Below are 24,363 nucleotides of genomic sequence, written 5' to 3' on the forward strand. Positions count from 1 at the left end.
TTGTCTGTGTGCGCCATAAGGCGCTCTTTTTATGTCTAAAGGAAAGTGAAATGAATAAAAAATTAATCCCATCCCAAATTGAAGATCAAGCCAAAAAATTAGGCGTTGAAAGTGCCGTATTACGTGCAGTGATCGAAGTTGAATGTAAAGGCTCGGGCTTTAATACGGACAATACACCAGTGATCTTATTTGAGCGTCATGTGATGCGACAACGTTTGATAGCAAATGGCCAATTAAAGATTGCAGATCAAATGATGATTAAGCGACCAGATCTATGTAGTAAAACGGCTGGTGGCTATGGATTATATTCAGCCCAACACGGGCGTTTAAATGTAGCGACACAATACCATCGTGCATCTGCATTAGAGTCTGCAAGCTGGGGGATTGGGCAGGTAATGGGCTATCACTGGCAGTCGCTAGGGTATGCATCTTTACAGGCCTTTGTAAATGCTATGTATAAAGATGAGGCTTCACAGCTTAAAGCGATGTGTCGATACATTAAAGTGAATGGCCTAGTAAATGCACTTAAAAATAAAGACTGGAAAGCATTTGCACGCGGTTATAACGGCGTCGAATACGCTAAGAATAGCTATGATGTGAAATTGGCGAATGCTTATAAGGAGTGGGGTGGTCAGTGATTAAGACAACAATTCAAGCGTTTTTAGCCAAATTCTACGGAACCGTCATTATCACAATGGCGGTTTTTTTATTGCTTGCACTTATCGGCTTTGGTGTGCAGACATGGCGAGTTTCGGCTTGGCAAGATGATTACGCACTACTTGATGCAAAATATAAAACTGATGTGGCCAAGGCTGAGGCGCTTACTGAAAAAGCCAAGGCTGACGCCGTTGCAAAAGAAAAACAATGGTCTGAAAAACTATTAAAAGCGGAGATCCAACATCGTGAGGATATCAAACAAATCATTGCTGATAGCAATAGCGCTAAGTCCGCTATTGATCGGCTGTCAAAGCAAATCGATACAGCCTCAAATCGTATGTCCACAGCTACCCGAGAAACCATCATTGAGTACGCCAGTGCCAGCAGTGTCGTACTCGAAAAATGCGTCAATGAATATCGAACAGTGGCGCAACGAGCTGATGAACACGCAGCTGATGCAAAGCGATTAAGTGATGCATGGCCATAATAAGTAAAAGCCCTCAAGTGAGGGCTATCAATCCAGCCTGTTTGCAATTTCACTAGCTGTGGCATTGTAGTAAATCATAAGACTTCTTAAATCTTTATGACCAATCATCCGCGCTAAATCCAATACTTCTAATTTCTGAGCAAGCCTTGTGCATGCCTCATGTCTCGAATCATGAAAATGCAAATCCTTAATTTCGCAACGATCTCGTAATTTTCTCCAAAGTGTATCAAAACTTGAATCCTTAACGGTGAATACTTGATGACTGCTCAAACCTCGCATCAACCCCAACAATTCAACTGCACGTTTTGAGAGTGGCACATGTCGTTTTGTACCATTCTTAGTTTCATTCAAAGTGACATATCTATTTTTTATATAAACACGATCCCAGGTTAACCCACGAATTTCACCTGCACGCATTGCGGTTTCAATTGCCAATAAGAAAGCAATCATAATTTGTTGAGTAAAGGTTTCAGGTGCTTGATTATTAAAATCTGCAGCAAGACATAATCGATTTACCTCATCCTCACTGATACGCCTGTCTCGGTGTGCAGGTGGTGGAGGCATCTTTAAATCACTCATCGGTGAATCATAAACCCACTTCCATTCTGTGCGAGCAACAGTGAATAGGGCAGATAGTATATTTCCTTCACGGCGTACTGAGGCGGGCTTTACAGACTTAAGTCTTTTATCGCGCCACACAACGAAATCATCGGTAGTAATTTTAGCAATATGCTTTTTGCATAGTTGAGGGAAGTTTTTCTTGAAAGCTTTAAATCTTTTGATTTCAGAATCGCAGCCCTTATGCTTTGGACAAACCTCCTCTATATACCTATCAATTGCACAATTTAATGTATAATCAGGAAGTTTTCCGCGTGATAACTCTCTTAATTCAGTTTCACGTTTTGATGCCCATGCGCGAGCCTGAGTCTTAGTATCGAATGTCGCACTTTCCCGAGTACCATTCACACTAATCTCAACTCGCCAAGCATCACCCCTTTGTCTAAAGGTGGCCATAATTTTCTCTCTAAAATGTCGTGGCGTAAATTTGGCGTAATCTATTTAGAGGGAATAATAAGGAATAATGAGATAACATGTAACTAACTAAATTATCAGTACATGTTAAATCGATAATAATTAAGAAAAAATTAGGTAAAATTAGATAAAGTAAGAAAACACGAAATTAATAAAAGTGCCCGCTGAGCGCACCATCTTTGTATTTTATGCACATCCAATAATCACAAATATTAAAAAAACAATGATCTATCCTTTTTCTATTCCTTGTAGTCGTACCTTAAGCTAGCTTTTAAATTTTAAATAATGTAGGTCGCTTTAGTTACTTGAAACGATGTATTCCTTCAAACCTTTAGTTAACAATAAGCTGAAAAGACACAGACACGCGCTCACGCAAATAATGATACTCATGGCCGCAGGGTGGTTATTGTTGAACAGTAGGCTAACGGTGTAACTCATCACTGCGCCCATCGCAAATTGCATAGACACAGATAGGCCAGAAGCAGTTCCAGCTTGCTTAGGTAAAATTCGTAATAAATTCGCCATTGAATTGGCACCAATAGAACCAGTTACCCCAACAAAGCATGCCAGTCCAATAATGAGCCAAACTGATGACTGAAGATTTAAATAGGTGATATAGGCCAAATATAAGCCCGATATACAGGAAATACAGGCCATGATTTTTAGCAACTGCAATGCAGAGCAGTATTTCAGTGCCCGTGTGTTTATGCTGGTAAAAACCAAAATCGAAAATAAGTTAAAAGCAAATAAATAACCGTATTGGGTCGGGCTAAAGCCATAGTATTGAATAAATACAAAAGAGGATGCAGTGATATAGGCAAACATCCCACCAAAAGAAAAACTATTACAGAGCATGAGACCCCACGCAAAACGGCTACTGAGCACAGCTTTATAATTACTGAGAATACCTGCGGGGACATGGGGGCTTGGCGGGAGTTGAATTGCCCGTTTACTCCAAATTAGACAGAGCAACGCATAGACAAACAGAAATATAAAAATTCCGCTCCAATTTAGATATTCTGCAATTAAAGCACCAAGAACAGGAGCGGCCAATGTCGCCATAATGGTGATAATGTGCATTAGCGATAATATCTTAGGAATTTCAGCATTACTAAATAAATCGCGTACCAAGGCTCTAGACAAAACTGATGCACTAGCGCCACCAATGGCTTGTAATAAACGGAAAAATTGCAGTTGCTCAATTTGGTTGGCAAGAATACAGCCTAATGTCGCCAAAATATAAATGACAATGCCGATGAGCAATAGTTTTTTACGGCCAAATCGATCAGACAAAGGGCCATACACCAGCATCCCCGCGCTAAAACCAATTAAAAAAAGCGTAATGGTTTTTTGCGCTTCACTCACAGGGCTTTGTAAGTCCTGTGCAATAATAGGCAAGCTTGGCAAATACATATCAATGGATAGTGGGCCAAAAGCCACTAAAGCACTGAGCAATACAATAATAGACTTGGGTACATTTTTTTCAGAAGCTATTTTTTTAGATATAGTCATTACATTCTAACCGTATTTAAATGGGTCGTACGGTAGTCCGAAGGGCGTATGCCCGCATGACGAGTAAAGAATCGACTAAAATAAGCAGGATCTTTAAAACCAAGCTGATAGCACACAGTATTGATGGTTGCATCTGAAAAAATCAGCAGGCGTTTGGCTTCCTGCATTTGGCGGTCAAAAATGAGTTTTTTAGATGAAATATCCGCGACACGACGACAAATATCATTCAATCGTGTTTCGGTGACATTCAGCGCTTGTGCATATTCACTTAAAGGCCAATGGTCAAGAAAATGATTTTCAATCAGCTCATTAAATGCACGGAATGTTGCTAAATCGCCACTACAACTATTAATACGTGGCGCCGTAACATCACCAAGGCGAATTAACTGAATAAAGATGAGTGACACCAAGCTTCTTAAAGCCACTTGACGATTTGGCTTGTTTGATTGGAATTCTCTTTGTAGATCATCAAAATAGCGCTCTAGCTGTATCAACTCATCACTACTTTTATTCTTTAGACCATCGAGAGATATACATAAAGGTACGATGTTTTGCACTTTTAAATCGACCTGTAATAAAGGCCAGACTAAATTTTGCTGTACGGTCAGTACATGACCTTCACACATTGGGTCAGTAATAAAGGCGTGTGCAACAGAGGGCGGTGTCAAAAAGCACACAGGTGCTTTACAGACATATTTCACATCATCTAAAAAGATGCGAATTGAGCCTTTAGTAAAGAAGTGGATCTGAAAAAATCCGTCATGGCGATGCGCTGGCATGTTTACGCCAAAGAAGTCTGCCAATTTGCCTTGTGCATCATAATGAATTTCCGAATCCATATAGCGCTGGTCATAGACTTCGCCTAATTTGATGTTTGGAATCTGCATGTGATTCATACCTTCTAGTCCATGAAAAGTATAATTTTTTAACAATAACTGTAAAAAGTGCTTGAAAAAAGTTAATATGTTAATTATAAAGTTAATATATTAACTAATTTGCAAAATGTCTAGTCAATAATTGATCAGATCATAGATAGAGAGTCTCAAATGAGTGAGTTAAATAAGAACAGCATGGATGGAAATATTTTTGGTATTGCATTGAATTACAAATGCTTATACGAAAAACTTCAAGCTCAGTTTAATGAAAAGCCTTATATAAATGAACCGAAAAAACCAGTTTTGTTTATTAAAACGCCAAATACGCGTAATCAATCTGGTCAACATGTTGTTAAACAAAAAGATGACATTTTACAAGCAGGCCCGACACTGGGTATCGTGATTGGCAAAAGTACCAGCCGTGTTTCGGAAAATGATGCTTTAGACCATGTAGCTGGTTTCGTTACCGTAAATGAGCTTAGTCTTCCTGAAGACAGTTACTACCGCCCAGCGATTAAAGCCAAATGCCAAGATGGTTTCTGTGTACTTGGTACGCCAGTGGCAAAAGAAGCAGTGACAGATTTGAATAATTTAGCGCTACGTGTGTATGTAAATGGCGAATTGAAACAGCAAGGCACGACAGCAAACTGGATTCGTACACCTGCACAAATTATTGAACAAATTTCAGAATATATGCCTTTAAACGAAGGGGACATCATCCTGACGGGTACACCTTTGGGTCGTGTTGATCTACAAGCGGGCGATGAAGTTCGTGTTGAGATTGATCAGCTTGGCTCTGTGACAAATACAATTCAGGAAGAAGGGAACGAATGATGAAAACTGCACGCATCCGCCATAATGGTGAAATTTTTAATGTAGCTGTAAATGATGAGCTACAAGTGACTTTGCCGAATGGTGAAGTGCTAAATGAACAAGATGTTGAATGGCTTCCACCTGCGCAGGGCACCATGTTCGCTTTAGGTTTGAACTATGCAGATCACGCACGCGAACTCGCTTTTGAACCACCTAAAGAGCCTTTGATTTTCATTAAGGCACCAAATACATATACAGGTCATAACGCCAATACATGGCGTCCTGACAATGTGGAATACATGCACTACGAGTGTGAGCTTGTAGCCGTAATTGGTAAGATAGCGAAAAACGTAAAACGTGAAGATGCATTGGATTATGTGGCGGGTTACACACTATGTAATGACTACGCAATCCGTGACTTCTTAGAAAACTACTACCGTCCGAACTTACGTGTGAAAAACCGTCATTCTACAACACCAGTAGGTCCGTACATTATTGATAAATCGTTAGTACCTTCACCCAATAATCTCGTATTAAAAACTTGGGTGAATGGTGAGCTTCGTCAAGAAGGCACAACATCGGACATGATTTTCGATGTTCCATTCTTAATCGAATACATCTCATCATTCATGACACTTCAACCCGGCGACATGATCGCTACAGGTACACCAGAAGGTTTATCTGATGTAGTCCCGGGCGATGAAGTTGTGGTTGAAATCGAAGGTATCGGCAAGTTACGCAACTTTATCGTTTCAGAATCGGATTTTTTCAAAACAGTTTAAGTGTTAAAGGATGAACAAAATGATTAAGCATTGGATTGATGGTAAAGAAGTAGAAAGCAAAGAAACATTTACCAACTACAACCCAGCAACGAACCAAGCGATTGGTGAAGTTGCAAGTGGCGGTCAAGAAGAGATTAATCTTGCAGTTGCTGCTGCAAAACGCGCTGCACCAGGCTGGGCAAAAACACCTGCGAAAGAACGTGCGCGTTTAATGCGTAACTTGGGCGACTTGATTGACCAAAACGTAGCGAAAATTGCTGAACTTGAAACTTTAGATACAGGTTTGCCTATTCACCAAACCAAAAATGTATTGATTCCACGTGCATCGCATAATTTTAATTTCTTCGCGGAAGTATGTACGCGTTTAAATGGTCATACATATCCAGTAGACGACCAGATGTTGAACTACACACTGCACCAACCTGTAGGTGTATGTGGTTTAGTTTCTCCTTGGAATGTACCGTTCATGACGGCAACGTGGAAAACTGCACCATGTTTAGCATTAGGTAACACTGCTGTACTAAAAATGTCTGAACTTTCACCTTTAACTGCAAACGAACTCGGTCGTTTAGCACTTGAAGCGGGTATTCCCGAAGGCGTATTCAACGTGGTTCAAGGTTATGGCGCAAATGCAGGTGATGCACTGGTAAAACACCCAGATGTGCGTGCAATTTCATTCACAGGTGGTACAGCAACTGGTCGTAAGATCATGGCTGGTGCAGGCTTGAAAAAATACTCAATGGAATTGGGTGGTAAGTCTCCAGTGGTGATTTTTGAAGATGCTGACCTTGAGCGCGCATTAGATGCTGCACTGTTCACCATCTTCTCGTTGAACGGTGAGCGTTGTACTGCGGGTAGCCGTATTTTCATTCAAGAATCGGTCTATGACGAATTCGTAAAAGAATTTGCGCGCCGTGCGAAGAACATCAATGTCGGCGATCCGCAAGATCCAAATACACAAGTCGGTTCAATGATCACTAAAGCGCATTACGACAAAGTAACGGGCTACATCAAGATTGGTATCGAAGAAGGTGCAAACTTGGTTGCGGGTGGTTTAGAGCGTCCAGCGGGCTTAGCAGAACATTTGAAAAATGGTCATTTTGTTCAGCCAACGGTATTTGCTGATGTCGATAACCGTATGCGTATTGCGCAAGAAGAAATCTTTGGCCCAGTGGTATGTTTGATCAAATTTAAAGATGAAGCGGAAGCACTTCGTTTGGCGAACGACACTGAATATGGTTTGGCATCTTATATTTGGACGCAAGACATTGCTAAAGCACATCGTTTAGCTGCGGGTATTGAAGCAGGTATGGTGTTTATTAATAGTCAAAACGTACGTGATTTACGTCAGCCATTTGGTGGTATTAAAGGTTCTGGTACAGGTCGTGAGGGTGGTGAGTACAGTCTAGAAGTATTCACAGAGCTTAAGAACGTATGTATTTCAATGGGTTCACACCATATTCCAAAGTGGGGCGTGTAAACGCTACCTTCGGGAAATAAATAAAGAATTTTAAAATTTCAGGAAGAAAGAATATGGGCAAGCTCGCTTTAGCCGCAAAAATTACACATGTACCTTCAATGTACTTATCAGAATTGCCGGGCCCACAAAATGGTTGCCGTCAGGCTGCAATTGATGGTCACATCGAAATTGGCCGTCGATGCCGCGAATTAGGTGTAGACACCATTGTTGTGCTAGACAGTCATTGGTTGGTAAACAGTGCATTCCACATTAATAGTGGCGCACATTTTGAAGGTGTTTATACCAGTAATGAATTGCCACACTTCATCAAAAACATGAAATTTGATTACGACGGTAATCCAGAATTCGGTCAATTGATGCAAGAAGAGATTGCAAAAACAGGTATTCGTGTACAAGCACATAACATTGAAAGCTTGCATCTTGAATATGGAACATTGGTTCCAATGCGATATATGAACCAAGACAAGAAATTTAAAGTGGTTTCTGTATCTGCGTTTTTAACTTCGCATGAACTTCAAGACAGTCGTAAATTTGGTGAAGGTTTACGTGCTGCAATTGAAAAATACGAAGGTACAGTTGCCGTATTTGCAAGTGGTTCTTTATCGCATCGTTTTATTTGGGATCGTGATGCAAGCCGTGGTATGGACTCCTATACGCGTGAGTGGGATCGCCAAGTAGATAAACATGTTGTCGGTATGTGGGAACGTGCTGAATGGGCTGAGTTTACCGCAATGCTTCCTGAATATGCAGACTACTGCTATGGCGAAGGTGGTATGCACGATACAGCAATGCTTCTTGGCCTATTGGGTTGGGATCGATATGACAAAGCGGTTGAAATTATTACACCTGCATTCCCAAGTTCAGGTACAGGTCAGATCAACGCCATTTTCCCTGTTGAATAAACTTACCGAATCATAGGAATTAAGACCATGCCTCACTTTATTGCGGAATATAGCGCAAATATTAAAGATGATATCGATTTCCAAGATTTCTTTGGACAGGTGAATACATTTTTAGGAAATACGGGTGTGTTTCCACTCGGTGGTATTCGTAGCCGTGCAATTCGCATGGATGACTATGTGATTGCGGATGCGCAACATGATTATGCCTTTATTCACATGACGCTCAAAGTTGGGGCAGGTCGAGATTTAGAAACACGCAAGGGAGTGGCTGAAGAGTTATTTAAGCTGATAGAAGCTCACTTCCAACCTTTAAAGGACAAGCGTTTATTGGCCATTTCTTTTGAAATGATTGAACTTGATCCAGTGTTGAACTTTAAATCAAACAACATTCATCAATTTCTTAATGCCCAGAAATAAGAACGGATTCTAATATGCTAGATCAAGATAAAATTAAAGCACTCGCGCTTGAGCTCGACAGCGCAGAAAAAAAACGTATGCAAGTGCGTCAGTTTTCGTTGCAATATCCAGAAATTACTATTGAAGATGCTTACGCAGTTCAAAAAGAATGGGTTGCACACAAAATTGCTGAAGGCCGTAAATTGGTAGGTCACAAAATTGGCTTAACGTCTCGTGCAATGCAAGTTTCTTCAAATATCACAGAGCCTGATTATGGCACTTTGCTGGATGATATGGTGTTCGAAGAAGGTTCAGATATTCCATTTGATCGCTTTATTGTGCCACGTGTGGAAGTTGAACTTGCGTTCATATTGGGTAAAGACTTAACGGGTCCAAACTGCACGATTTTTGATGTATTAGATGCAACGGATTATGTCATTCCAGCGATTGAAATTATAGATGCGCGTTTACACAATGTTGATCCTGAAACAGGCATCACACGCAAAGTATTCGACACCATTTCTGATAATGCTGCCAATGCAGGTATCGTGTTAGGTGGTCGTCCGATCAAACCGCATGAACTAGACCTACGCCGTATTTCTGCAATTTTATACCGCAATGGTGTGATTGAAGAATCAGGTGTTTCTGCTGCAGTACTCAACAACCCAATAAAAGGTGTAGCTTGGCTTGCAAATAAGTTACACCCACATGGCGTAACACTAAAAGCGGGTCAAATCATTCTGGGCGGTTCGTTCACACGCCCAGTGGCAGCACGTCCAGGCGATACCTTCCATGTTGATTATGATCAGCTGGGTTCAATTGCATTCCGTTTTGTGTAAGGAGTAGGACGTGTTAGATACAACCAATTATTTTAAGAAAAAACTCAGCGAAACACAGCAGATTGGCATGTGGCTGGGTATGGCAGATGGTTATGTGGCAGAGATTGCGGCCAATGCTGGTTTTGACTGGCTATTAATAGATGGCGAACATGCACCGAACGATTTGCGCACAATATTGCATCAATTGCAGTCAATTGCAGCATATAAAAGCCAAGCGGTTGTCCGTCCAGTCACAGCTGATGTAGGATTGATTAAGCAGCTATTAGATATTGGTGCGCAAACACTATTGATTCCAATGATTGAATCGGCTGAGCAGGCTGAACTCATGGTAAGTGCGACCCGCTATCCGCCTGAAGGTATACGTGGAGTGGGCTCTGCTCTGGCACGTGCATCGCGCTGGAACAATTTAACAACCTATTTGAATGATGCGGATGAGCAAATCTGTGTCATCGTACAGATTGAGTCAAGAAAAGGCTTGGAAAATCTCGATGCGATTTTGCAGGTTGATGGTATTGACGGCGTGTTTATCGGACCTGCAGATTTATCTGCTGCGCTAGGTCATCGCGGTAATCCGGGTCATCCTGACGTGCAGGAGATTATTATTTCCTGCATTAAGAAGATTCGGAAAGCGGGCAAAGCGGCTGGCATTTTATCTGCCGATGAAACTTTAGCGAAACAGTATCTGGCTTTAGGCACTGAGTTTGTTGCGGTAGGCGTAGACACCAGCCTGCTGATGAAATCAATGAATATGCTGCTGGCAAAATTTAAAGACGGCGCCGCGCCTGCACAGCCTGCAGCGCCAAGCGTCTACTAAGGAGAATATGAATGCAGCTGAAAAATACTGATCTGCTGAAACAGCAAGTTTATATTAATGGTCAATGGACAGATGCAACGGACGGCAAAAGTTTTGCTGTAACGAATCCTGCAACAGGTGAAGAAATTGCCCGTGTTCCTAGCGCGACAGAAGCGCAAGTGACAGCAGCAGTAGAAGCAGCCGAAACGGCATTAGCATCTTGGAAGCTGACCACAGCAAAAGAACGTTCAGCGCTACTGCGCAAATGGTTTAACTTGATGGTTGAACATCAGGAAGATTTGGCAGTCATTTTGAGTACAGAACAAGGCAAGCCGATTACAGAAAGTCGCGGTGAGATTTTATATGGCGCAAGCTTTATAGAATGGTTTGCAGAAGAAGCAAAGCGTACCTATGGCGATGTTATTCCGCATGACAAGCAGGGCCGTCGTTTGGTCGTCATTAAACAGCCTGTCGGTGTTGTGGCTGCTATTACTCCGTGGAATTTCCCCAATGCCATGATCACCCGTAAAGTGGGACCAGCATTGGCTGCAGGTTGCACAGTAATTATTAAACCTGCCTCTGAAACACCACTCTCTGCATTGGCCTTGGTTGCATTGGCTGAACAAGCGGGTATTCCAAAAGGCGTGATTAATGTTGTAACAGGTAGCTCACGCGAAATTGGTGGTGTGTTAACTACGCATCCTGCTGTGAAGAAAGTATCGTTCACAGGTTCGACGGGCGTAGGTAAATTGTTGATGGAACAATGTTCTTCAACCATGAAAAAAGTCAGTATGGAACTAGGTGGCAACGCGCCATTTATCGTGTTTGAAGATGCCAATTTGGACAAAGCGATTGAAGGTGCAATTGCATCTAAATTCCGTAACTCAGGTCAAACCTGTGTTTGTACCAACCGCGTATTGGTACACGAAAGTATTCATGATGCCTTCCTTGAAAAGCTAGTTGCTGAAGTCAACAAGCTAAAAGTTGCGCCTGCTTTTGAACAAGGTGCTGAGCAAGGCCCGCTGATTAATGAAAAATCTGTGGAAAAAATTGAAGAGCACATTGCGGATGCAGTGTCTAAGGGTGCAAAAATTGTTGCTGGAGGTAAACGCCACGCACTGGGTCATACTTTCTTCGAACCAACGGTATTGTCGGGTGTAACTCAAGACATGTTGGTGGCTAAAGATGAAACTTTTGCACCACTTGCCCCTGTATTTAAATTCAGCACCGATGCTGAAGCCATTCAAATGGCCAATGACACAGAATTTGGTTTGGCGTCATACATCTATACAGAAAGCTTGAGCCGTGCATGGAAAGTTGGCGAAGCACTGGAATATGGCATGGTGGGTATTAACGAAGGTTTAATTTCGACTGAAGTTGCACCATTCGGTGGTATTAAAGAATCGGGTTCTGGCCGTGAAGGTTCTAAATACGGTATTGAAGACTACATGGAAATTAAATATATGTGCATGGGCATCTAAGCTCGAACTGCAATACGATTTATTTTCAAAAATAAGGATCTTCGGGTCCTTATTTTTTGCCAAATTTTCAATTGTTTTTAGTTTTTTGTCATCAATGCACTTTAAGGATAGAACTGCATGATTAAACGTATGGGACTATTTCAGCGACGCGAAGATTTAACACAAACCCAATTTAGTGCCTATTGGGCCAAAAAACATAGCCCGCTGGTCATGCGAATGCCCCAATTTATATGCTATACCCAAAATCATCGCGTAGATTTATTGCCAAATTTTACGGCACAGCATCCTGCTTTTCACATTGATGGCATTGCAGAAATGTACTGGCAGACAGAAGCGCAGATGTTGCAAGATTTTAATAGTCAGCGAGCCATCGAATTACTACGTCAGGATGAATGCGAATTTATGTCGCGTATTTCAGTATGTATTGTTGATGAAGCCAAATTACATGGACTGCAAGCTGAGCTGAAAATACTTTTGTGCTTAAGCGATGTGGATGCTTTAGTCAGCGAGCAGACTTTAAGGCAAGTATTGCCAAACTTGGCGGGTATACAACGGAGTAATGTACAACAGGTCATGAACCGTCCGCAATTGCCAACATTACTAGATGTACCACAGCAATTTTTTAGTCTTTGGTATGATCAATATGCCCATGTTTTGGCTGACTTTGAATCTGAATCATGGCAAACATTTTATGCGCAGAATTTTCAGCAGATACAGCGGATTTCTTTACTCATGGTACATCCATTTAAAGTACGTGAAAATAATAAGTAGCCACCAGAAAGGTGCTGGATTAGACCAAAGTTTAAGCGGGTTTTTATACATAAATTAATGTTTTTAAATGAAATAAATAAGCTTCATGAAAAGTGCAACTTTAAATCAATTTAGTACCTTTATTGCATGACTAAGATCATTTAAAAAATAGTAAAGGATAAACTAAGTGAGAAAAGATGCTCGAAGGAAATGAGCAACGATTGGATGATGGAAAATCACATCATAGTTTTGCAACTAAACATTACATGAGCCTGTATGAAGCATGTGTGTGCTCCGTGCATTTTGTGCCCATCAAAGACCAATGCTTTTGAGTGTTTGGAAACGCTCATAGTGAAAATGCTTAAAACCTAGATGCACACCGAATTGATCATCTGAATGAGCAATATTTGATTTTTAATCGCATATTTATTTAAACAGCTACCTACATAAACAGTGATGAACCAGCCGTGAAAAACTGCTGGACGGACGTATTCATCCCTGCATTGTATGGTTTTGAAGAGAGGGATATCTCATGTCTACAGCACATGCTGTTCAAGATAGCAATAAAATGTCTGCCAATGACCGAAAGGTTGCTTTTGCAACCATTATTGGAACAACGGTTGAATGGTATGACTTCTTTATTTACGCGGCTGCCGCAGGCCTGGTATTTAAAACATTATTTTTCTCACCCGCAGGTTCATCCTTAGGCACCATGTTGGCATTTGCGACAGTGGGTTTAAGCTTCCTTTTTCGCCCAGTAGGTGCATTCCTTGCAGGTTATTTCGGTGATATATATGGACGTCGCGCTGTATTGGTCGCAACATTGGTGGTCATGGGGTTATCGACTGCTTTAATTGGTCTGTTACCCACTTACGAAACAATTGGTCTTTGGGCGCCAATATTGTTGTTGGTGCTTCGTATTTTACAAGGCTTATCTGCGGGAGGTGAATGGGGCGGAGCGGTACTCATGGCGGTTGAGCATGCGCCTACACATAAACGTGGCCGTTTTGGTTCCTTCCCACAAATTGGTGTGCCACTAGGTTTGTTACTGGCTTCTGGTATGTTTGCCTTAATGAGTGGTGTGATTGCCCCAGGTGAAGCATTTATGGAATGGGGGTGGCGTGTTCCTTTTCTGTTTAGTATTGTGCTGTTATTTTTGGGCCATTGGCTACGTAAATCTGTAGAAGAAAGCCCTGTATTTGAAGAAATTAAAGAACGCAAATCTGCATCTAAGACGCCTATTAAAGATTTATTTAAAAATCATGCTGGTCTAGTGATTGTGGCAGCACTGGTTTTTGCTGGCAATAGCGCGATTGGCTATATGACAACGGGTGGATTTATTCAAAATTACACCACTAATCCAGAAGGGCCATTGGCTTTACCGCGTACGCCTATTTTAATTAGTGTGACAGTTTCGGCTGCAATCTGGCTATTTTTCACGTGGTTCTCTGGCGGGTTATCAGACAAAATTGGACGCCGTCAGACGTATATTTACGGTTTTATTGTGCAACTATTTGGTGTTATTGCACTCTTCCCATTAGTGAATATTGGTGAAATTTGGTCAGTTGCTTTGGGGCTGTGTTTCTTGGCAGTGGGCATTGGGATGACTTATGGTGCTCAATCTGCTTTTTATTCTGAACTATTTCCGGCATCCATCCGTTTTTCAGGTGTTTCCATTTCTTATGCACTGGGTGCGATTTTGGGTGGCGCATTTTCCCCATTAATTGCATCTTGGCTGGTGAGCACCACGGGCTCAACAGATTCTGTAGGTTTCTATTTAGTTGGAATGACCCTCATTGGCCTGGTTGCGACCATTTTGCTTAAAGACCGCTCAGGTATTCCATTAGGGCCTGATCATGAAGCTTTACAAAATGAATCTGCATTTACCTTTAGTAAAGAAAAAGCCAAGCGTGTGTATAGCGATTAATACTGAATGTAGCACCATAAAAAAGCTGAGAATCATCTCAGCTTTTTTTATTTTAGATTCGTATTTCAATTGATGAAATATGCGCATGTTTTAGGGTCAAAAGGTCAATTATGCAACTCGATAGCCATTAAGCTTTGGTTGTACTTAATGCATTGTGCTTAATGGATTGTAAATGAGATAAGATCCACACTGCAGCAAAGAAGATTAACACTGAAAAAACAGCCAATGAAGTCATAATACCAAAATGGTCAATGAGTATGCTTGAGAGCAATACGGGCCAAATCGTACCTTGATAGCCCAATAACAAGAACGTTGAAAAAATTGCAGGCGGTTCTTTTTGTGTCATTAAACCTACTAAGTAATAAGCAGGACTCAAGCACAGGCCATGCCCAATCCCAACAGCTAAAATACTACTAATTAGCCAGATATTTAGGTGAGTATATTGCGCCAGCATTAAAGACATGCAACCAAATATGGTTAAGCAAAGTCCAAACATCATGCTGGTAGCTTCTTTTAAGCCTTTACACACGAGCTGAGTAAAGGTTGAAATAAACAAAATGATAGAGATTGAAAAGCCTGTGAGTGTTGCAGATTGAGCAACAGGTAATGCCTTAATAAATGTACCTGCAAGAGCTGCATACAGACTGAACATACCAAAACAGCAGACAGCGGTCATGGCACAGGTAAAGAAAATCTGTTTATTCAGTAGCGATGTAGGAATATTCCAAATGGACGCAGGCTTAGACGCAGTGAGTGGAATATGGCGATAGCGAATGAGCGGGCAAGCGCAGAGTGCAACGCTAGAGATTGCGACAATAATCCAATAGGGCGTCGTTAGTGGAGATTGACTATGGTCTGCCAAAATCCCGCCGACTAATGGGCCAAGGCCAAAGCCAAATACAGTAATAATTGAAGAGATCTTGCCGGCATTTTCTTTACGTTTAAATGGATACTTATGCGTAAGACCAATAATGGTTGCAGTTGACAGTAAGCCAGAAGAAATCCCAATAAAAAAACGTGCTGCGCACAAATGCACAATGTTATTGGCCAATGCGGAATAGGCTAGCGATAAAATACTAATTACAAGACCAGCCATAACTGTTTTTTTATAACCGTATTTGGCACTTAATCCATTTAAAAACAGTAAACTAAAGACTACACCCACCATGTATGCAATAAATGCATAGCCAATTTCAGTGGTACTGATGTGCCAGTTTTCCATGTAAATGGAATAAAGCGGACTTGCAAGGGCTGTGCTGAGTACACCCAAACAAAGGCATAAACACAGTATGATGTATTCTAAATGTGTAGCTGAAGGTTGCATAGAAAATATGTTAAAATTGACTTGTGAGTCGATTTTATTTTAAAACTGACCTTTGGGTCAATTTAATTTTTTTGAATCAGGACGATTTATTTCATGAAAAAGCGTAGCCCTTCGGTTGAAAAAACAGCTGAAACCCGCAAAAAAATTATTGTTGCTGCTTTAAATGAGTTTAATCATTTAGGTTATGCCAATAGCAAAATAGCCTCTATTGCGGTGTCGGCAGGGCTTGGGAAGGGAACGATTTACTCTTATTTTGAGACCAAGGAAAAACTGTTTGAAGGTGTGATTGATTATTTAATTCAAGATACTTATCATCCGATTCAAAGTGACGAACTCACAGCAGATGTGAAAGTAGCAGATTTTATTTTGCAACAGATGATGCCTGCGATAGACAATATAGAGTCCGCTGGACGTGCCAACATTGCCCGTTTAATTTTGAGTGAAGGTAAAAATTTCGAACATATACGCGAATTATATTTGCAAAAAATTTATCAGCCAGGGCAAGTTGAGCTTCAAAAATTAATTGAAATTGCTGTAGAGCGTAAAGAACTGCCAGCACAAAGTGATCCTAAAGCTTTGACCCTTTTGATTTTAGCCCCCATTTGGATGGGGATCGTGCACAACGGTATTTTGTCGCCAGCTCATGCGCAGTGCATACAATCATTGTTTGAAATTAACATTCGTAATATTTTTAAGCCAGCATCTTAATTCAGTTGAATCATAAATTTCGCACTATATTTAAGTGGATTAGCTAAGTCTAAATGAGCCCTTGTCTATCAGGGGCTTTTTTGTGCGACTAAAGTTTTAAAATTATCCTATTGGAAAATATTTAATATATGTGTAATTTGAAAAGTACAATTTTAAGTCGGAAAAATACATTAAAGTTTATGGAAGATTCTTGAATAATGGGGTCAACCCAGCAGTATTGCCTGCTATATAAGGATTTAAAGCACTCAGTACTTTCAGCTCTGAAAGAACGAGATAAAAGGAAAGTAAGATATGGAAAATACCATCAATTTTAATGCAGATACTGTTTCTTTAGGTCAGGATGACCAAGCACTAGATTATTTTAAAATGAGTTATGTTGACGCAAAAGCACCAGTTGTTGCTGAACGTAGCATGCTTGAAAAAATTAAACACATTCTTCCTCAAATTGCGGCCAATGCTGAACATGCAGAAGAGTTACGCAAAGTACCCGACGAAAATATTGCGCTTTTAAAAGAAATCGGTTTTCACCGCGCATTTCAGCCAAAAGCTTATGGCGGTTTGGAAATGAGCTTACCTGATTTTGCTAACTGTATTGTGACTTTGGCAGGCGCGTGTGCAGGTACAGCATGGGCATTTAGTTTGTTATGTACGCATAGCCATCAAATAGCGATGTTTCCAAAACAGCTACAAGATGAAATTTGGCTGAGCAATCCAGATGCGACAGCCAGCAGTTCAATTGCACCTTTTGGTAAAGTGGAAGAAGTCGAAGGTGGCATTCAATTAAATGGCGATTATGGCTGGAGCAGTGGCTGTGATCATGCCGAATATGCCATTGTGGGCTTTAACCGTTTTGATGCAGAAGGCAACAAAATTTACTGCTTTGGTGTGATTCCACGTAAAGACTATGTCATTCATGACAACTGGTTTGCGGGAGCAATCAAGAGCAGTGGTTCAAAGCAATTACAGATTCGTGACTTATTTATTCCAGAATATCGAATTCAAAAAGCCAAAGACATGATGGAAGGAAAGTCTGCTGGATTTGGTCTTTATCCAGACAGCAAAATTTTCTATTCACCGTATCGTCCATATTTTGCGAGTGGTTTCTCTGCGGTAAGTTTAGGTGTTGCAGAACGCATGCTAGAAGCATTTAAAGAAAAGCAAAAAACACGTATTCGTGCTTATACAGGGGCAAATTTGGGCGCATCTACACCAGCATTAATGCGTTTGGCCGAATCTACCCATCAGGTGGCTGCGGCGCGTGCGCTGTTAGAAAAAACTTGGGAAGATCATCGTATACATGGTGAAAACAAGATTTATCCAGCAAAAGAAACCTTGGCGTTTTGGCGTACCAATCAAGCTTATGCCGTAAAAATGTGTATTGAAGCCGTAGATCGTTTATTTGCAGCGGCGGGTGCAACCAGCTGGCTAGATGGTCAAGAAATGCAACGTTTATTCCGTGATTCACACATGACAGGTGCGCATGCATATACGGATTATGATGTATGTGCACAGATTTTGGGACGTGAATTGATGGGTCTAGAACCAGATCCAACCATGGTTTAAGGCAAGGAGAGCCCAGATGAATTCAATGAATATACAGCCAGAAATTGGCTTTGACTCGAAAGCTTTTCGCCGTGCTTTAGGTAATTTTGCCACTGGTGTGACCATTATGACGGCGCAAAATGCGCAAGGTGAAAAAGTTGGTGTGACAGCAAATAGCTTTAACTCCGTGTCTTTAGATCCACCGCTTATTTTATGGAGTATTGATAAGCGTTCTTCAAGTTTTACCGTATTTGAACAAGCAACGCATTTTGCAGTCAATATTTTGTCTGCCGATCAAATTGAATTATCCAATCAGTTTGCCCGCTCTAAAGATGATAAATATGCCAATGTAGATTTTGAATTGGGTGCGGGGAATACGCCTCTATTAAAAGAATGCTCGGCAGTATTTGAATGTGAGCGTTTTAACATTATTGAAGGCGGTGATCACTGGATTATTCTAGGCCGTGTGGTGAACTTCCAAGACAATGGCCGTTCGCCACTTTTATATCATCAAGGTGCTTATTCGTCAGTTTTGCCACATCCGAGCTTAAATGCTAAAGCAGAAACACCTGCGGAAATTTTCCCAGGGCGTTTATATGACAATATGTATTACTTGCTGACTCAGGCAGTCCGTGCTTATACCAATGATTATCAGCCAAAACAATTGGCATCAGGTTTTCGTACCAGTGAAGCGCGTTTACTTTTGGTTTTGGAAAGTAAAACAGCAACTTCTAAAGATGATTTACAGCGTGAAGTGGCGATGCCAATCCGTGAAATTGAGCAGGCCACTGAAATTTTAGTGCGTAAAGGGCTCATGACGGACACAGGGCATTCTTATGAGCTAACAGCGCAAGGCGTTCAAAGTGCGCAAATGTTGTATCAGATTGCAGAAAGCCATCAGCAAGATGTATTTGGTGCGTATTCTGATCAAGATAAAGCACTGTTCAAAAAAATGCTGAAAGATCTGATTGGTATTTAATATTTGATTTCTACACTAAAACTGCTTCGGCAGTTTTTTTATAAATTTTACGCATAAGTGAAACACTTTCTAATAGGTTAATTAATATTTAATATCTTAATTATATAGCAAGTGATGCTGTACAAGGATAAAGAGAAGTTCTCAGGAGTGAACATGAAAAACAAATTTGATTTTGATGTGGTAGTGGTAGGTTCAGGCGCATCAGGTATGTCGACAGCCATTACGGCAAAATTATTAGGTTTAAATGTTGTGGTTATTGAAAAGTCTAAAAACTATGGCGGAACCACAGCACGTTCAGGTGGTTGGCTATGGGTGCCATGCACGCAACTGGGTAAAAACTACGGTCATGTTGATTCACCAGAAGCAGTTAAAGCCTATTTGAAGCATGAAGGTGGTACAGCTTATAACGAAGTGCGTGTCGATTCATTTGTAAATCACTGTTATGACGCTGTTGATTTTTTCACTAAAAAAACAGCTGTACAGTTTGATATGCCACTGACATTCCCTGACTATCATGCAGAAGCGCCAGGCGCAATGCAGGGTGGCCGTTCAATGGTGACACGCCCGTTTGATGCACGTGAATTAGGTGATCGTTTGGCGTTGTTGGAACCACCACTGCCAGAATTAACTGTATTTGGCATGATGATTGGTTCAGGTGCAGATTTACGTCACTTTATGAAAGCCACACGTTCTTTAGAATCTGCGCTATATACGGTTAAGCGATTTTCGACGCATTTTGCAGAATGTATGAAATATGGTCGTGGCATGCTATTAACCAACGGAAATGCTTTGGCAGGACGTTTAGCAAAAACGGCATTAGATTTAAACATTCCAGTATTGGTGGATACGGCAGCCAAAGAACTGATGTTAAAAGATGGCAAAGTGGTGGGTGTGGTTGCACAATCAGCAGGTCAAGAAATTGTGCTTCATGCATCGAAGGCCGTAGTTTTAGCTGCAGGTGGTTTCCCGCACAATGTTGAACTACGTAAACGCTTATATGGTCATACGCCTACAGGCTTGGAGCATTGGTCACCCACTACGGAAACCAATACAGGTGACAGTATTGCCATGGCTGAAAAGCTCAATGTCGCTGTCGATACCTATTTACCAAATGCTGCAGCATGGGCACCAGTCTCTTTAGTGAAACGTAAAGATGGATCTACTGGTGTCATGCCACACTTTATTGACCGCGCAAAACCAGGTGTGATTGCAGTCAATAAAAAGGGTAAGCGCTTTGTGAATGAAGCCAATTCTTATCACGATTTTGTACAAGGCATGATCAATGGCGCCAATATTGACGGTCAAATTACATCATGGCTGATTTGTGACCGTAAAACACTACGAATGTATGGTTTAGGTTCTGTGCCACCTCAGCCATTACCTATTGGTAAGCATTTAAAATCAGGTTATCTGAAAAAAGGGAACAGCATTGCAGAGCTCGCAAAAAATTGCGGTATTGATGCAAAAGGCCTTGAAGAAACAATTCAGAAGTTCAATCCCCTGGCAAAAATTGGTCAAGATCCAGATTTTGGTAAAGGCTCAAAAGCTTATAACCGCTATCAAGGTGACCCGTTGCACATGCCAAACCCATGTTTAAAACCTATCGAGCAAGGGCCATTCTATGCAGTTCAATTGCATCCGGGTGATATCGGGACTTATGCAGGTTTACCTGTAGACCGCCATAGTCGTGTATTGGATCGCTCAGGTAAAGTTGTTAATGGACTTTATTCTGTGGGTAATGATGCAACCAGTATTATGGGTGGTAATTATCCTGGAGCAGGAATTACCCTTGGACCAGCGTTGGTATTTGGCTATCAAACGGGGTTATTTATTGCGAAAGGTCAGGATAATAATCCAGTGATAGAGACTGTAAAGCGTAGTGCTGAGGCAGTCTAAACAGGAGGGTGTCGTATGCAAATACTGATTCAGTTGCAGGCCCACCCAAGTCAAGTTCAACAGTTGCGACACTGGTGTTTGCATGAGTGGGGACCAAGCCTTGCTCATTCAGCATCGCTACAAAAAGTCATTGTGAACTTGGCTTTAACATCGATACAACTGTTACCTTATGGCCAGTCTGAATCCTTACAAGGTGAGGCACCAGATGTGGTGGTTCAACTCTGGCCACAGGCACAGTGTAATGTCATGGAATTACTGCAAGTGTTGCAACTAGAGCTTCAACCCAAAGTTGCGCAGATGCATATCTATCAAATCACGGATACGGAAGTATTGAATCGACAAGCGCTTAAAGCAGGCTCGATGTATGTACCGGGCATTAAAATTATGCGGGGCTTATTTTTATATGATGATTTACCAGATACAGCAGCGCAGCGTATATGGGCACATCACTCTAAGTTAGCCACCAAAGTGCATATTGGTTTGTCTAGATATGCACGGCATTGGGTGAATCAGGTGTTGACCCAGCATTCACCCAAAATTCGGGGATTATCCGATCTGCATTTTCCAGATTTGCACAGCGTGCAGAATCACTATTTTGACAGTGAACGTGGTCGTGAAGAAATTTCTCATGATATTGGACATTTTATTCAAGACGGTACAGTACGGTTTTTTGGTGAAGAATATATTTTAAAAAATGATATCAGCAGGCGGAGCTGAATATACAAGGATAATGAACATGTTTGATTTAGTACAAAAGAAAATTGTCGTGACTGGTGCGGCGCAAGGTAATGGTGAGGCGATCGCCAAGGCTTTAGCAAAGCTTGGCGCAACGGTGATTTTGGCAGATATGAACTTTGAAAAACTGCAAAATGTAAAAAATGAAATTGAGACGGCAGGTGGGCGAGCTTATGCTTTTGCTCTGAACGTGGCAGAGCAGCAATGTTGTCAAGATTTTGCTCAAGCCGTGTATGACACGATTGGTGACATTGATGTATTGGTAAATAATGCTGGAATTTTACGTCGTAGTAACTTTGAGTCTGCAACGTCTATTCAGGACTTAAGCGATACCATCGATGTGAACGTAAAAGGCAGTTATTATCTGATTAATGCTTTATTTGAGTCGTTGAAAAAGACCCAAGGCAATATTGTTAATGTCGCTTCGATTCAGTCCTTTGTAGCGGCGACAGGTGCGACGGCATACGCAATTTCTAAAGGCGCAGTCGCACAAATGACCAGAACTTTGGCGGCAGAATTGGCCAAATATCATATCCGTGTCAATGCAATTGCTCCAGGTGTCATTGAAACACCAATGACTGAGGCAACACGTGCAAATCCCGATGCATTGGCAGGCTATTTGCGCCATGTGCCTATGAACCGTATGGGGCAAGCTACTGAACTGGCTGGGCCAGTGGCATTTTTATGTTCTGACGCGGCCAGCTATGTAACGGGTTGTATCTTGCCTGTAGATGGCGGTTATTTAACAGTATAAGTGCTCAAGCTATACTATAAATGCTATTCCTTTTCCTGCTTGATCTGTTTAGTATGAGCTTAAATTTTAAGTTATTTAAATTTTAAGAATTATTGTATAGAGGAGCAGGGATGGCTGGCCAGCAACGCGGGATTCAGACAGTTGAATTATCAGGTGAAATATTAAACTTGATCTGCCGGTCAAAAAAATCACTTTCTTTGAGTGAAATTGCTGAAACTTTGGGGCTTGCGCCTGGCTCTACTTATAAATATCTCATTAGTTTGCAGCGTACAGGCCTGCTCAAACGCAATGAAAGCACACTCGAATTTGAAGCGGGTTCGCTTAGCTTACGTTTAGGCATTGCTAAAATCAGCCAAAATGAAGTTGTCGCACAGTCACGTCATTTACTGACTCAAATAGCTGAAAAATACGAAGTGAATGTCTTTAGCTCACTATGGTCAGATTTAAATGGACCGACGGTGGTGTTTTATAAAGAGTCTGCGGGTTTCTTTAACTTGGGTTTCCGCTTAGGTAATAAAATGGCGCTCAGCACAGCGACTGGACGGCTATTTGCTGCTTATAAATCTATAGATGTAGAAGAAAATCACATCCTTCAAAAAGCCTTCTTGCCAGAGCAAGAACAATTTTTGGATCCAATTTTTCAGCAGGATTTAACCGACATTAGAGCTTTGAGCTATTCCGCATTGATTGATACACCTACACCCGGTATTAGCAGTTATGCAGTGCCTGTGTTTAATAGTGCAGGGCAAATCAGTTTTGCCATTACCGCCTTTGCCAAAACACAGCAGTTAAGCCCAGAAAAAATTCAGCAAATCTTGGTCGAATTAAAAGTTGCTGCCCGTAATTTACAGGAGAGTAGCTATGCATGATTTAAACGAAAATGCTGGTATTCAAAGTATTGACTATACGGCACAGGTGTTAGAGTTATTTTGCAAAAATCAGTCACGTTTAAGCTTAAAAGAAATTGCCCTGCAGTTGAATGAAAGCCCAGCGAAAATCTTCCGATATTTGGTTAGTCTGACGCGGATTGGCTTATTGCATAAAACTGATAATAATGAATATGAAGTCGGCAGTTTGGCCTTAGATTTATCCTTTCGCGCTTTAAACGCTTTAGATCCTGTAGAAGAGGCCTGTAAAACTGCCAAAGCGATTAATTATGAAACAGGCTTTGGTACCGCGGTCAGTATTTGGGGCTCATTGGGTCCAACCGTAATTAAAACTTTTGATCCATCACGAAGTGTCTATTCACAGATTCGTGTGGGTTCTGTAATGACACTGGTGAATAGTTCTATTGGCAATACTTTTGCCAAGTACATTCCAGAGCATTTGCTTAAGCAAGCTTTAGAGCTGGACAGCATGCGCAGTTCAGGGCAGAAGCTCAGTCAAAAAGAAAAGCAGGATTTTTTACAACGGATGAAAGCCCAGCGTGAAGAACCACTGACGGTAATGATTGATCGGCCAAGTCGTGGGCTGAGTTCTATCAGCATTCCTGTGTTTAGTATTTCTGAAGAAGTACAGTTTGTAATTACCATTTTCCATGTCAGTGATGTTCTGTTGGAACAGCAAGCACAGATTCAAGACTATCTTTCTGCCAAAATTTTAGAGTTATCTAAGAGTATTGGCGCAAATTAGCATGACTAAAATTTAGTTCAGCTTAAAGTTATGATTGCTTACGCGGTATCTAGTCTCGTTAAGATAT

Annotated in this window: 24 protein-coding genes; 20 read left to right on the forward strand and 4 right to left on the reverse strand. The window is 41.2% G+C overall.

Annotated elements, in window-relative coordinates; all coding sequences use genetic code 11:
* Nucleotides 1-50: 50 nt before the first annotated feature.
* Both D9K81_RS15830 and D9K81_RS15835 read left to right on the forward strand, forming a co-directional pair.
* On the forward strand, nt 51-638 hold the full coding sequence (locus tag D9K81_RS15830) for an N-acetylmuramidase family protein (protein ID WP_120375896.1): 588 nt from the start codon (nt 51-53) through the stop codon (nt 636-638).
* Entirely contained in the window at nt 635-1,144 is a 510-nt protein-coding gene (locus D9K81_RS15835; protein WP_228199858.1) for a hypothetical protein, read from the forward strand. The genes D9K81_RS15830 and D9K81_RS15835 overlap by 4 nt, the downstream gene beginning before the upstream one ends.
* Before the next feature lie 27 nt (nt 1,145-1,171).
* On the opposite strand, the gene D9K81_RS15840 is transcribed toward D9K81_RS15835, so the two are convergent.
* From D9K81_RS15840 to hpaA, 3 genes are all read right to left on the reverse strand, one after another.
* Nucleotides 1,172-2,158 carry a tyrosine-type recombinase/integrase gene (locus D9K81_RS15840; protein WP_121523635.1) on the reverse strand — a complete coding sequence of 329 codons (987 nt, stop codon included), beginning with the start codon at nt 2,156-2,158 and terminating at the stop codon, nt 1,172-1,174.
* A gap of 315 nt (nt 2,159-2,473) precedes the next feature.
* The gene (locus tag D9K81_RS15845; RefSeq protein ID WP_227602101.1) at nt 2,474-3,688 is read right to left on the reverse strand and encodes a multidrug effflux MFS transporter; all 1,215 of its coding nucleotides are present in this window, start codon (nt 3,686-3,688) and stop codon (nt 2,474-2,476) included.
* Complete coding sequence (hpaA, locus tag D9K81_RS15850) at nt 3,688-4,584, reverse strand: 4-hydroxyphenylacetate catabolism regulatory protein HpaA (protein WP_120375898.1); 897 nt, start codon at nt 4,582-4,584, stop codon at nt 3,688-3,690. Before hpaA ends, D9K81_RS15845 begins: the two co-directional genes overlap by 1 nt.
* 150 nt (nt 4,585-4,734) lie before the next feature.
* On the opposite strand from hpaA, the gene D9K81_RS15855 reads away from it, so the two are divergent.
* The 10 genes from D9K81_RS15855 (at nt 4,735) to D9K81_RS15900 (ending at nt 14,726) form a co-directional block, all read left to right on the forward strand.
* Complete coding sequence (locus tag D9K81_RS15855; RefSeq protein ID WP_120375899.1) at nt 4,735-5,397, forward strand: fumarylacetoacetate hydrolase family protein; 663 nt, start codon at nt 4,735-4,737, stop codon at nt 5,395-5,397.
* Entirely contained in the window at nt 5,397-6,158 is a 762-nt protein-coding gene (locus D9K81_RS15860; RefSeq protein WP_120375900.1) for a fumarylacetoacetate hydrolase family protein, read from the forward strand. The genes D9K81_RS15855 and D9K81_RS15860 overlap by 1 nt, the downstream gene beginning before the upstream one ends.
* A gap of 19 nt (nt 6,159-6,177) precedes the next feature.
* Nucleotides 6,178-7,638 carry a 5-carboxymethyl-2-hydroxymuconate semialdehyde dehydrogenase gene (gene hpaE / locus D9K81_RS15865; RefSeq protein WP_120375901.1) on the forward strand — a complete coding sequence of 487 codons (1,461 nt, stop codon included), beginning with the start codon at nt 6,178-6,180 and terminating at the stop codon, nt 7,636-7,638.
* Nucleotides 7,639-7,691: 53 nt separating this feature from the next.
* Complete coding sequence (gene hpaD / locus D9K81_RS15870; protein WP_120375902.1) at nt 7,692-8,540, forward strand: 3,4-dihydroxyphenylacetate 2,3-dioxygenase; 849 nt, start codon at nt 7,692-7,694, stop codon at nt 8,538-8,540.
* Between the two features lie 27 nt (nt 8,541-8,567).
* Nucleotides 8,568-8,957 (forward strand): 5-carboxymethyl-2-hydroxymuconate Delta-isomerase, encoded by a 390-nt coding sequence (locus tag D9K81_RS15875; RefSeq protein WP_120375903.1) that lies wholly within the window; start codon nt 8,568-8,570, stop codon nt 8,955-8,957.
* Between the two features lie 14 nt (nt 8,958-8,971).
* On the forward strand, nt 8,972-9,775 hold the full coding sequence (gene hpaH, locus D9K81_RS15880) for a 2-oxo-hept-4-ene-1,7-dioate hydratase (protein ID WP_120375904.1): 804 nt from the start codon (nt 8,972-8,974) through the stop codon (nt 9,773-9,775).
* Nucleotides 9,776-9,785: 10 nt separating this feature from the next.
* Nucleotides 9,786-10,589 carry a 4-hydroxy-2-oxoheptanedioate aldolase gene (gene hpaI, locus D9K81_RS15885; protein ID WP_120375905.1) on the forward strand — a complete coding sequence of 268 codons (804 nt, stop codon included), beginning with the start codon at nt 9,786-9,788 and terminating at the stop codon, nt 10,587-10,589.
* An 11-nt stretch (nt 10,590-10,600) separates the two neighbouring features.
* Nucleotides 10,601-12,049 carry an NAD-dependent succinate-semialdehyde dehydrogenase gene (locus tag D9K81_RS15890; protein ID WP_120375906.1) on the forward strand — a complete coding sequence of 483 codons (1,449 nt, stop codon included), beginning with the start codon at nt 10,601-10,603 and terminating at the stop codon, nt 12,047-12,049.
* 117 nt (nt 12,050-12,166) lie between these two features.
* Nucleotides 12,167-12,820, forward strand: a complete 654-nt coding sequence (locus tag D9K81_RS15895; RefSeq protein ID WP_120375907.1) for an EthD domain-containing protein — start codon at nt 12,167-12,169, stop codon at nt 12,818-12,820.
* Between the two features lie 511 nt (nt 12,821-13,331).
* On the forward strand, nt 13,332-14,726 hold the full coding sequence (locus D9K81_RS15900; RefSeq protein WP_120375908.1) for an MFS transporter: 1,395 nt from the start codon (nt 13,332-13,334) through the stop codon (nt 14,724-14,726).
* 127 nt (nt 14,727-14,853) lie between these two features.
* Here the strand turns inward: D9K81_RS15900 and D9K81_RS15905 are convergent, their stop codons facing one another.
* Nucleotides 14,854-16,050, reverse strand: coding sequence for an MFS transporter (locus D9K81_RS15905; protein ID WP_120375909.1), 1,197 nt, complete (start codon nt 16,048-16,050; stop codon nt 14,854-14,856).
* A gap of 93 nt (nt 16,051-16,143) precedes the next feature.
* Between D9K81_RS15905 and D9K81_RS15910 the strand changes: the two genes are divergently transcribed.
* The 8 genes from D9K81_RS15910 to D9K81_RS15945 all read left to right on the forward strand — a co-directional run bounded on the left by D9K81_RS15910 (nt 16,144) and on the right by D9K81_RS15945 (nt 24,296).
* Nucleotides 16,144-16,758, forward strand: coding sequence for a TetR/AcrR family transcriptional regulator (locus tag D9K81_RS15910; RefSeq protein WP_120375910.1), 615 nt, complete (start codon nt 16,144-16,146; stop codon nt 16,756-16,758).
* A gap of 291 nt (nt 16,759-17,049) precedes the next feature.
* A complete protein-coding gene (locus tag D9K81_RS15915) occupies nt 17,050-18,321 on the forward strand; it encodes a p-hydroxyphenylacetate 3-hydroxylase oxygenase component (RefSeq protein ID WP_121523637.1) in 1,272 nt (423 codons plus the stop codon).
* A 16-nt stretch (nt 18,322-18,337) separates the two neighbouring features.
* Nucleotides 18,338-19,279, forward strand: a complete 942-nt coding sequence (locus D9K81_RS15920; protein ID WP_120375912.1) for a p-hydroxyphenylacetate 3-hydroxylase reductase component — start codon at nt 18,338-18,340, stop codon at nt 19,277-19,279.
* A 153-nt stretch (nt 19,280-19,432) separates the two neighbouring features.
* Entirely contained in the window at nt 19,433-21,175 is a 1,743-nt protein-coding gene (locus D9K81_RS15925) for an FAD-dependent oxidoreductase (protein WP_120375913.1), read from the forward strand.
* 15 nt (nt 21,176-21,190) lie between these two features.
* Complete coding sequence (locus D9K81_RS15930; RefSeq protein ID WP_120375914.1) at nt 21,191-21,892, forward strand: hypothetical protein; 702 nt, start codon at nt 21,191-21,193, stop codon at nt 21,890-21,892.
* 19 nt (nt 21,893-21,911) lie between these two features.
* On the forward strand, nt 21,912-22,664 hold the full coding sequence (locus D9K81_RS15935; protein WP_120375915.1) for an SDR family NAD(P)-dependent oxidoreductase: 753 nt from the start codon (nt 21,912-21,914) through the stop codon (nt 22,662-22,664).
* Nucleotides 22,665-22,774: 110 nt separating this feature from the next.
* The gene (locus tag D9K81_RS15940) at nt 22,775-23,533 is read left to right on the forward strand and encodes an IclR family transcriptional regulator (protein WP_120375916.1); all 759 of its coding nucleotides are present in this window, start codon (nt 22,775-22,777) and stop codon (nt 23,531-23,533) included.
* Nucleotides 23,526-24,296 carry an IclR family transcriptional regulator domain-containing protein gene (locus D9K81_RS15945; RefSeq protein ID WP_120375917.1) on the forward strand — a complete coding sequence of 257 codons (771 nt, stop codon included), beginning with the start codon at nt 23,526-23,528 and terminating at the stop codon, nt 24,294-24,296. Before D9K81_RS15940 ends, D9K81_RS15945 begins: the two co-directional genes overlap by 8 nt.
* Nucleotides 24,297-24,363 lie beyond the last annotated feature (67 nt).

This window comes from Acinetobacter chengduensis (genome assembly GCF_003664645.1).
Lineage (GTDB): Bacteria > Pseudomonadota > Gammaproteobacteria > Pseudomonadales > Moraxellaceae > Acinetobacter > Acinetobacter chengduensis.

Coding starts and splice junctions, on each gene's coding strand:
- hpaD (WP_120375902.1), top strand. CDS start 7,692: ATGGGCAAGCTCGCTTTAGCCGCAAAAATTACACATGTACCTTCAATG.
- D9K81_RS15855 (WP_120375899.1), top strand. CDS start 4,735: ATGAGTGAGTTAAATAAGAACAGCATGGATGGAAATATTTTTGGTATT.
- D9K81_RS15925 (WP_120375913.1), top strand. CDS start 19,433: ATGAAAAACAAATTTGATTTTGATGTGGTAGTGGTAGGTTCAGGCGCA.
- D9K81_RS15910 (WP_120375910.1), top strand. CDS start 16,144: ATGAAAAAGCGTAGCCCTTCGGTTGAAAAAACAGCTGAAACCCGCAAA.
- D9K81_RS15860 (WP_120375900.1), top strand. CDS start 5,397: ATGAAAACTGCACGCATCCGCCATAATGGTGAAATTTTTAATGTAGCT.
- D9K81_RS15930 (WP_120375914.1), top strand. CDS start 21,191: ATGCAAATACTGATTCAGTTGCAGGCCCACCCAAGTCAAGTTCAACAG.
- D9K81_RS15895 (WP_120375907.1), top strand. CDS start 12,167: ATGATTAAACGTATGGGACTATTTCAGCGACGCGAAGATTTAACACAA.
- D9K81_RS15840 (WP_121523635.1), bottom strand. CDS start 2,158: ATGGCCACCTTTAGACAAAGGGGTGATGCTTGGCGAGTTGAGATTAGT.
- hpaA (WP_120375898.1), bottom strand. CDS start 4,584: ATGAATCACATGCAGATTCCAAACATCAAATTAGGCGAAGTCTATGAC.
- D9K81_RS15905 (WP_120375909.1), bottom strand. CDS start 16,050: ATGCAACCTTCAGCTACACATTTAGAATACATCATACTGTGTTTATGC.
- hpaH (WP_120375904.1), top strand. CDS start 8,972: ATGCTAGATCAAGATAAAATTAAAGCACTCGCGCTTGAGCTCGACAGC.
- hpaE (WP_120375901.1), top strand. CDS start 6,178: ATGATTAAGCATTGGATTGATGGTAAAGAAGTAGAAAGCAAAGAAACA.
- D9K81_RS15915 (WP_121523637.1), top strand. CDS start 17,050: ATGGAAAATACCATCAATTTTAATGCAGATACTGTTTCTTTAGGTCAG.
- D9K81_RS15935 (WP_120375915.1), top strand. CDS start 21,912: ATGTTTGATTTAGTACAAAAGAAAATTGTCGTGACTGGTGCGGCGCAA.
- D9K81_RS15920 (WP_120375912.1), top strand. CDS start 18,338: ATGAATTCAATGAATATACAGCCAGAAATTGGCTTTGACTCGAAAGCT.
- D9K81_RS15940 (WP_120375916.1), top strand. CDS start 22,775: ATGGCTGGCCAGCAACGCGGGATTCAGACAGTTGAATTATCAGGTGAA.
- D9K81_RS15945 (WP_120375917.1), top strand. CDS start 23,526: ATGCATGATTTAAACGAAAATGCTGGTATTCAAAGTATTGACTATACG.
- D9K81_RS15875 (WP_120375903.1), top strand. CDS start 8,568: ATGCCTCACTTTATTGCGGAATATAGCGCAAATATTAAAGATGATATC.
- D9K81_RS15845 (WP_227602101.1), bottom strand. CDS start 3,688: ATGACTATATCTAAAAAAATAGCTTCTGAAAAAAATGTACCCAAGTCT.
- D9K81_RS15900 (WP_120375908.1), top strand. CDS start 13,332: ATGTCTACAGCACATGCTGTTCAAGATAGCAATAAAATGTCTGCCAAT.
- D9K81_RS15830 (WP_120375896.1), top strand. CDS start 51: ATGAATAAAAAATTAATCCCATCCCAAATTGAAGATCAAGCCAAAAAA.
- D9K81_RS15890 (WP_120375906.1), top strand. CDS start 10,601: ATGCAGCTGAAAAATACTGATCTGCTGAAACAGCAAGTTTATATTAAT.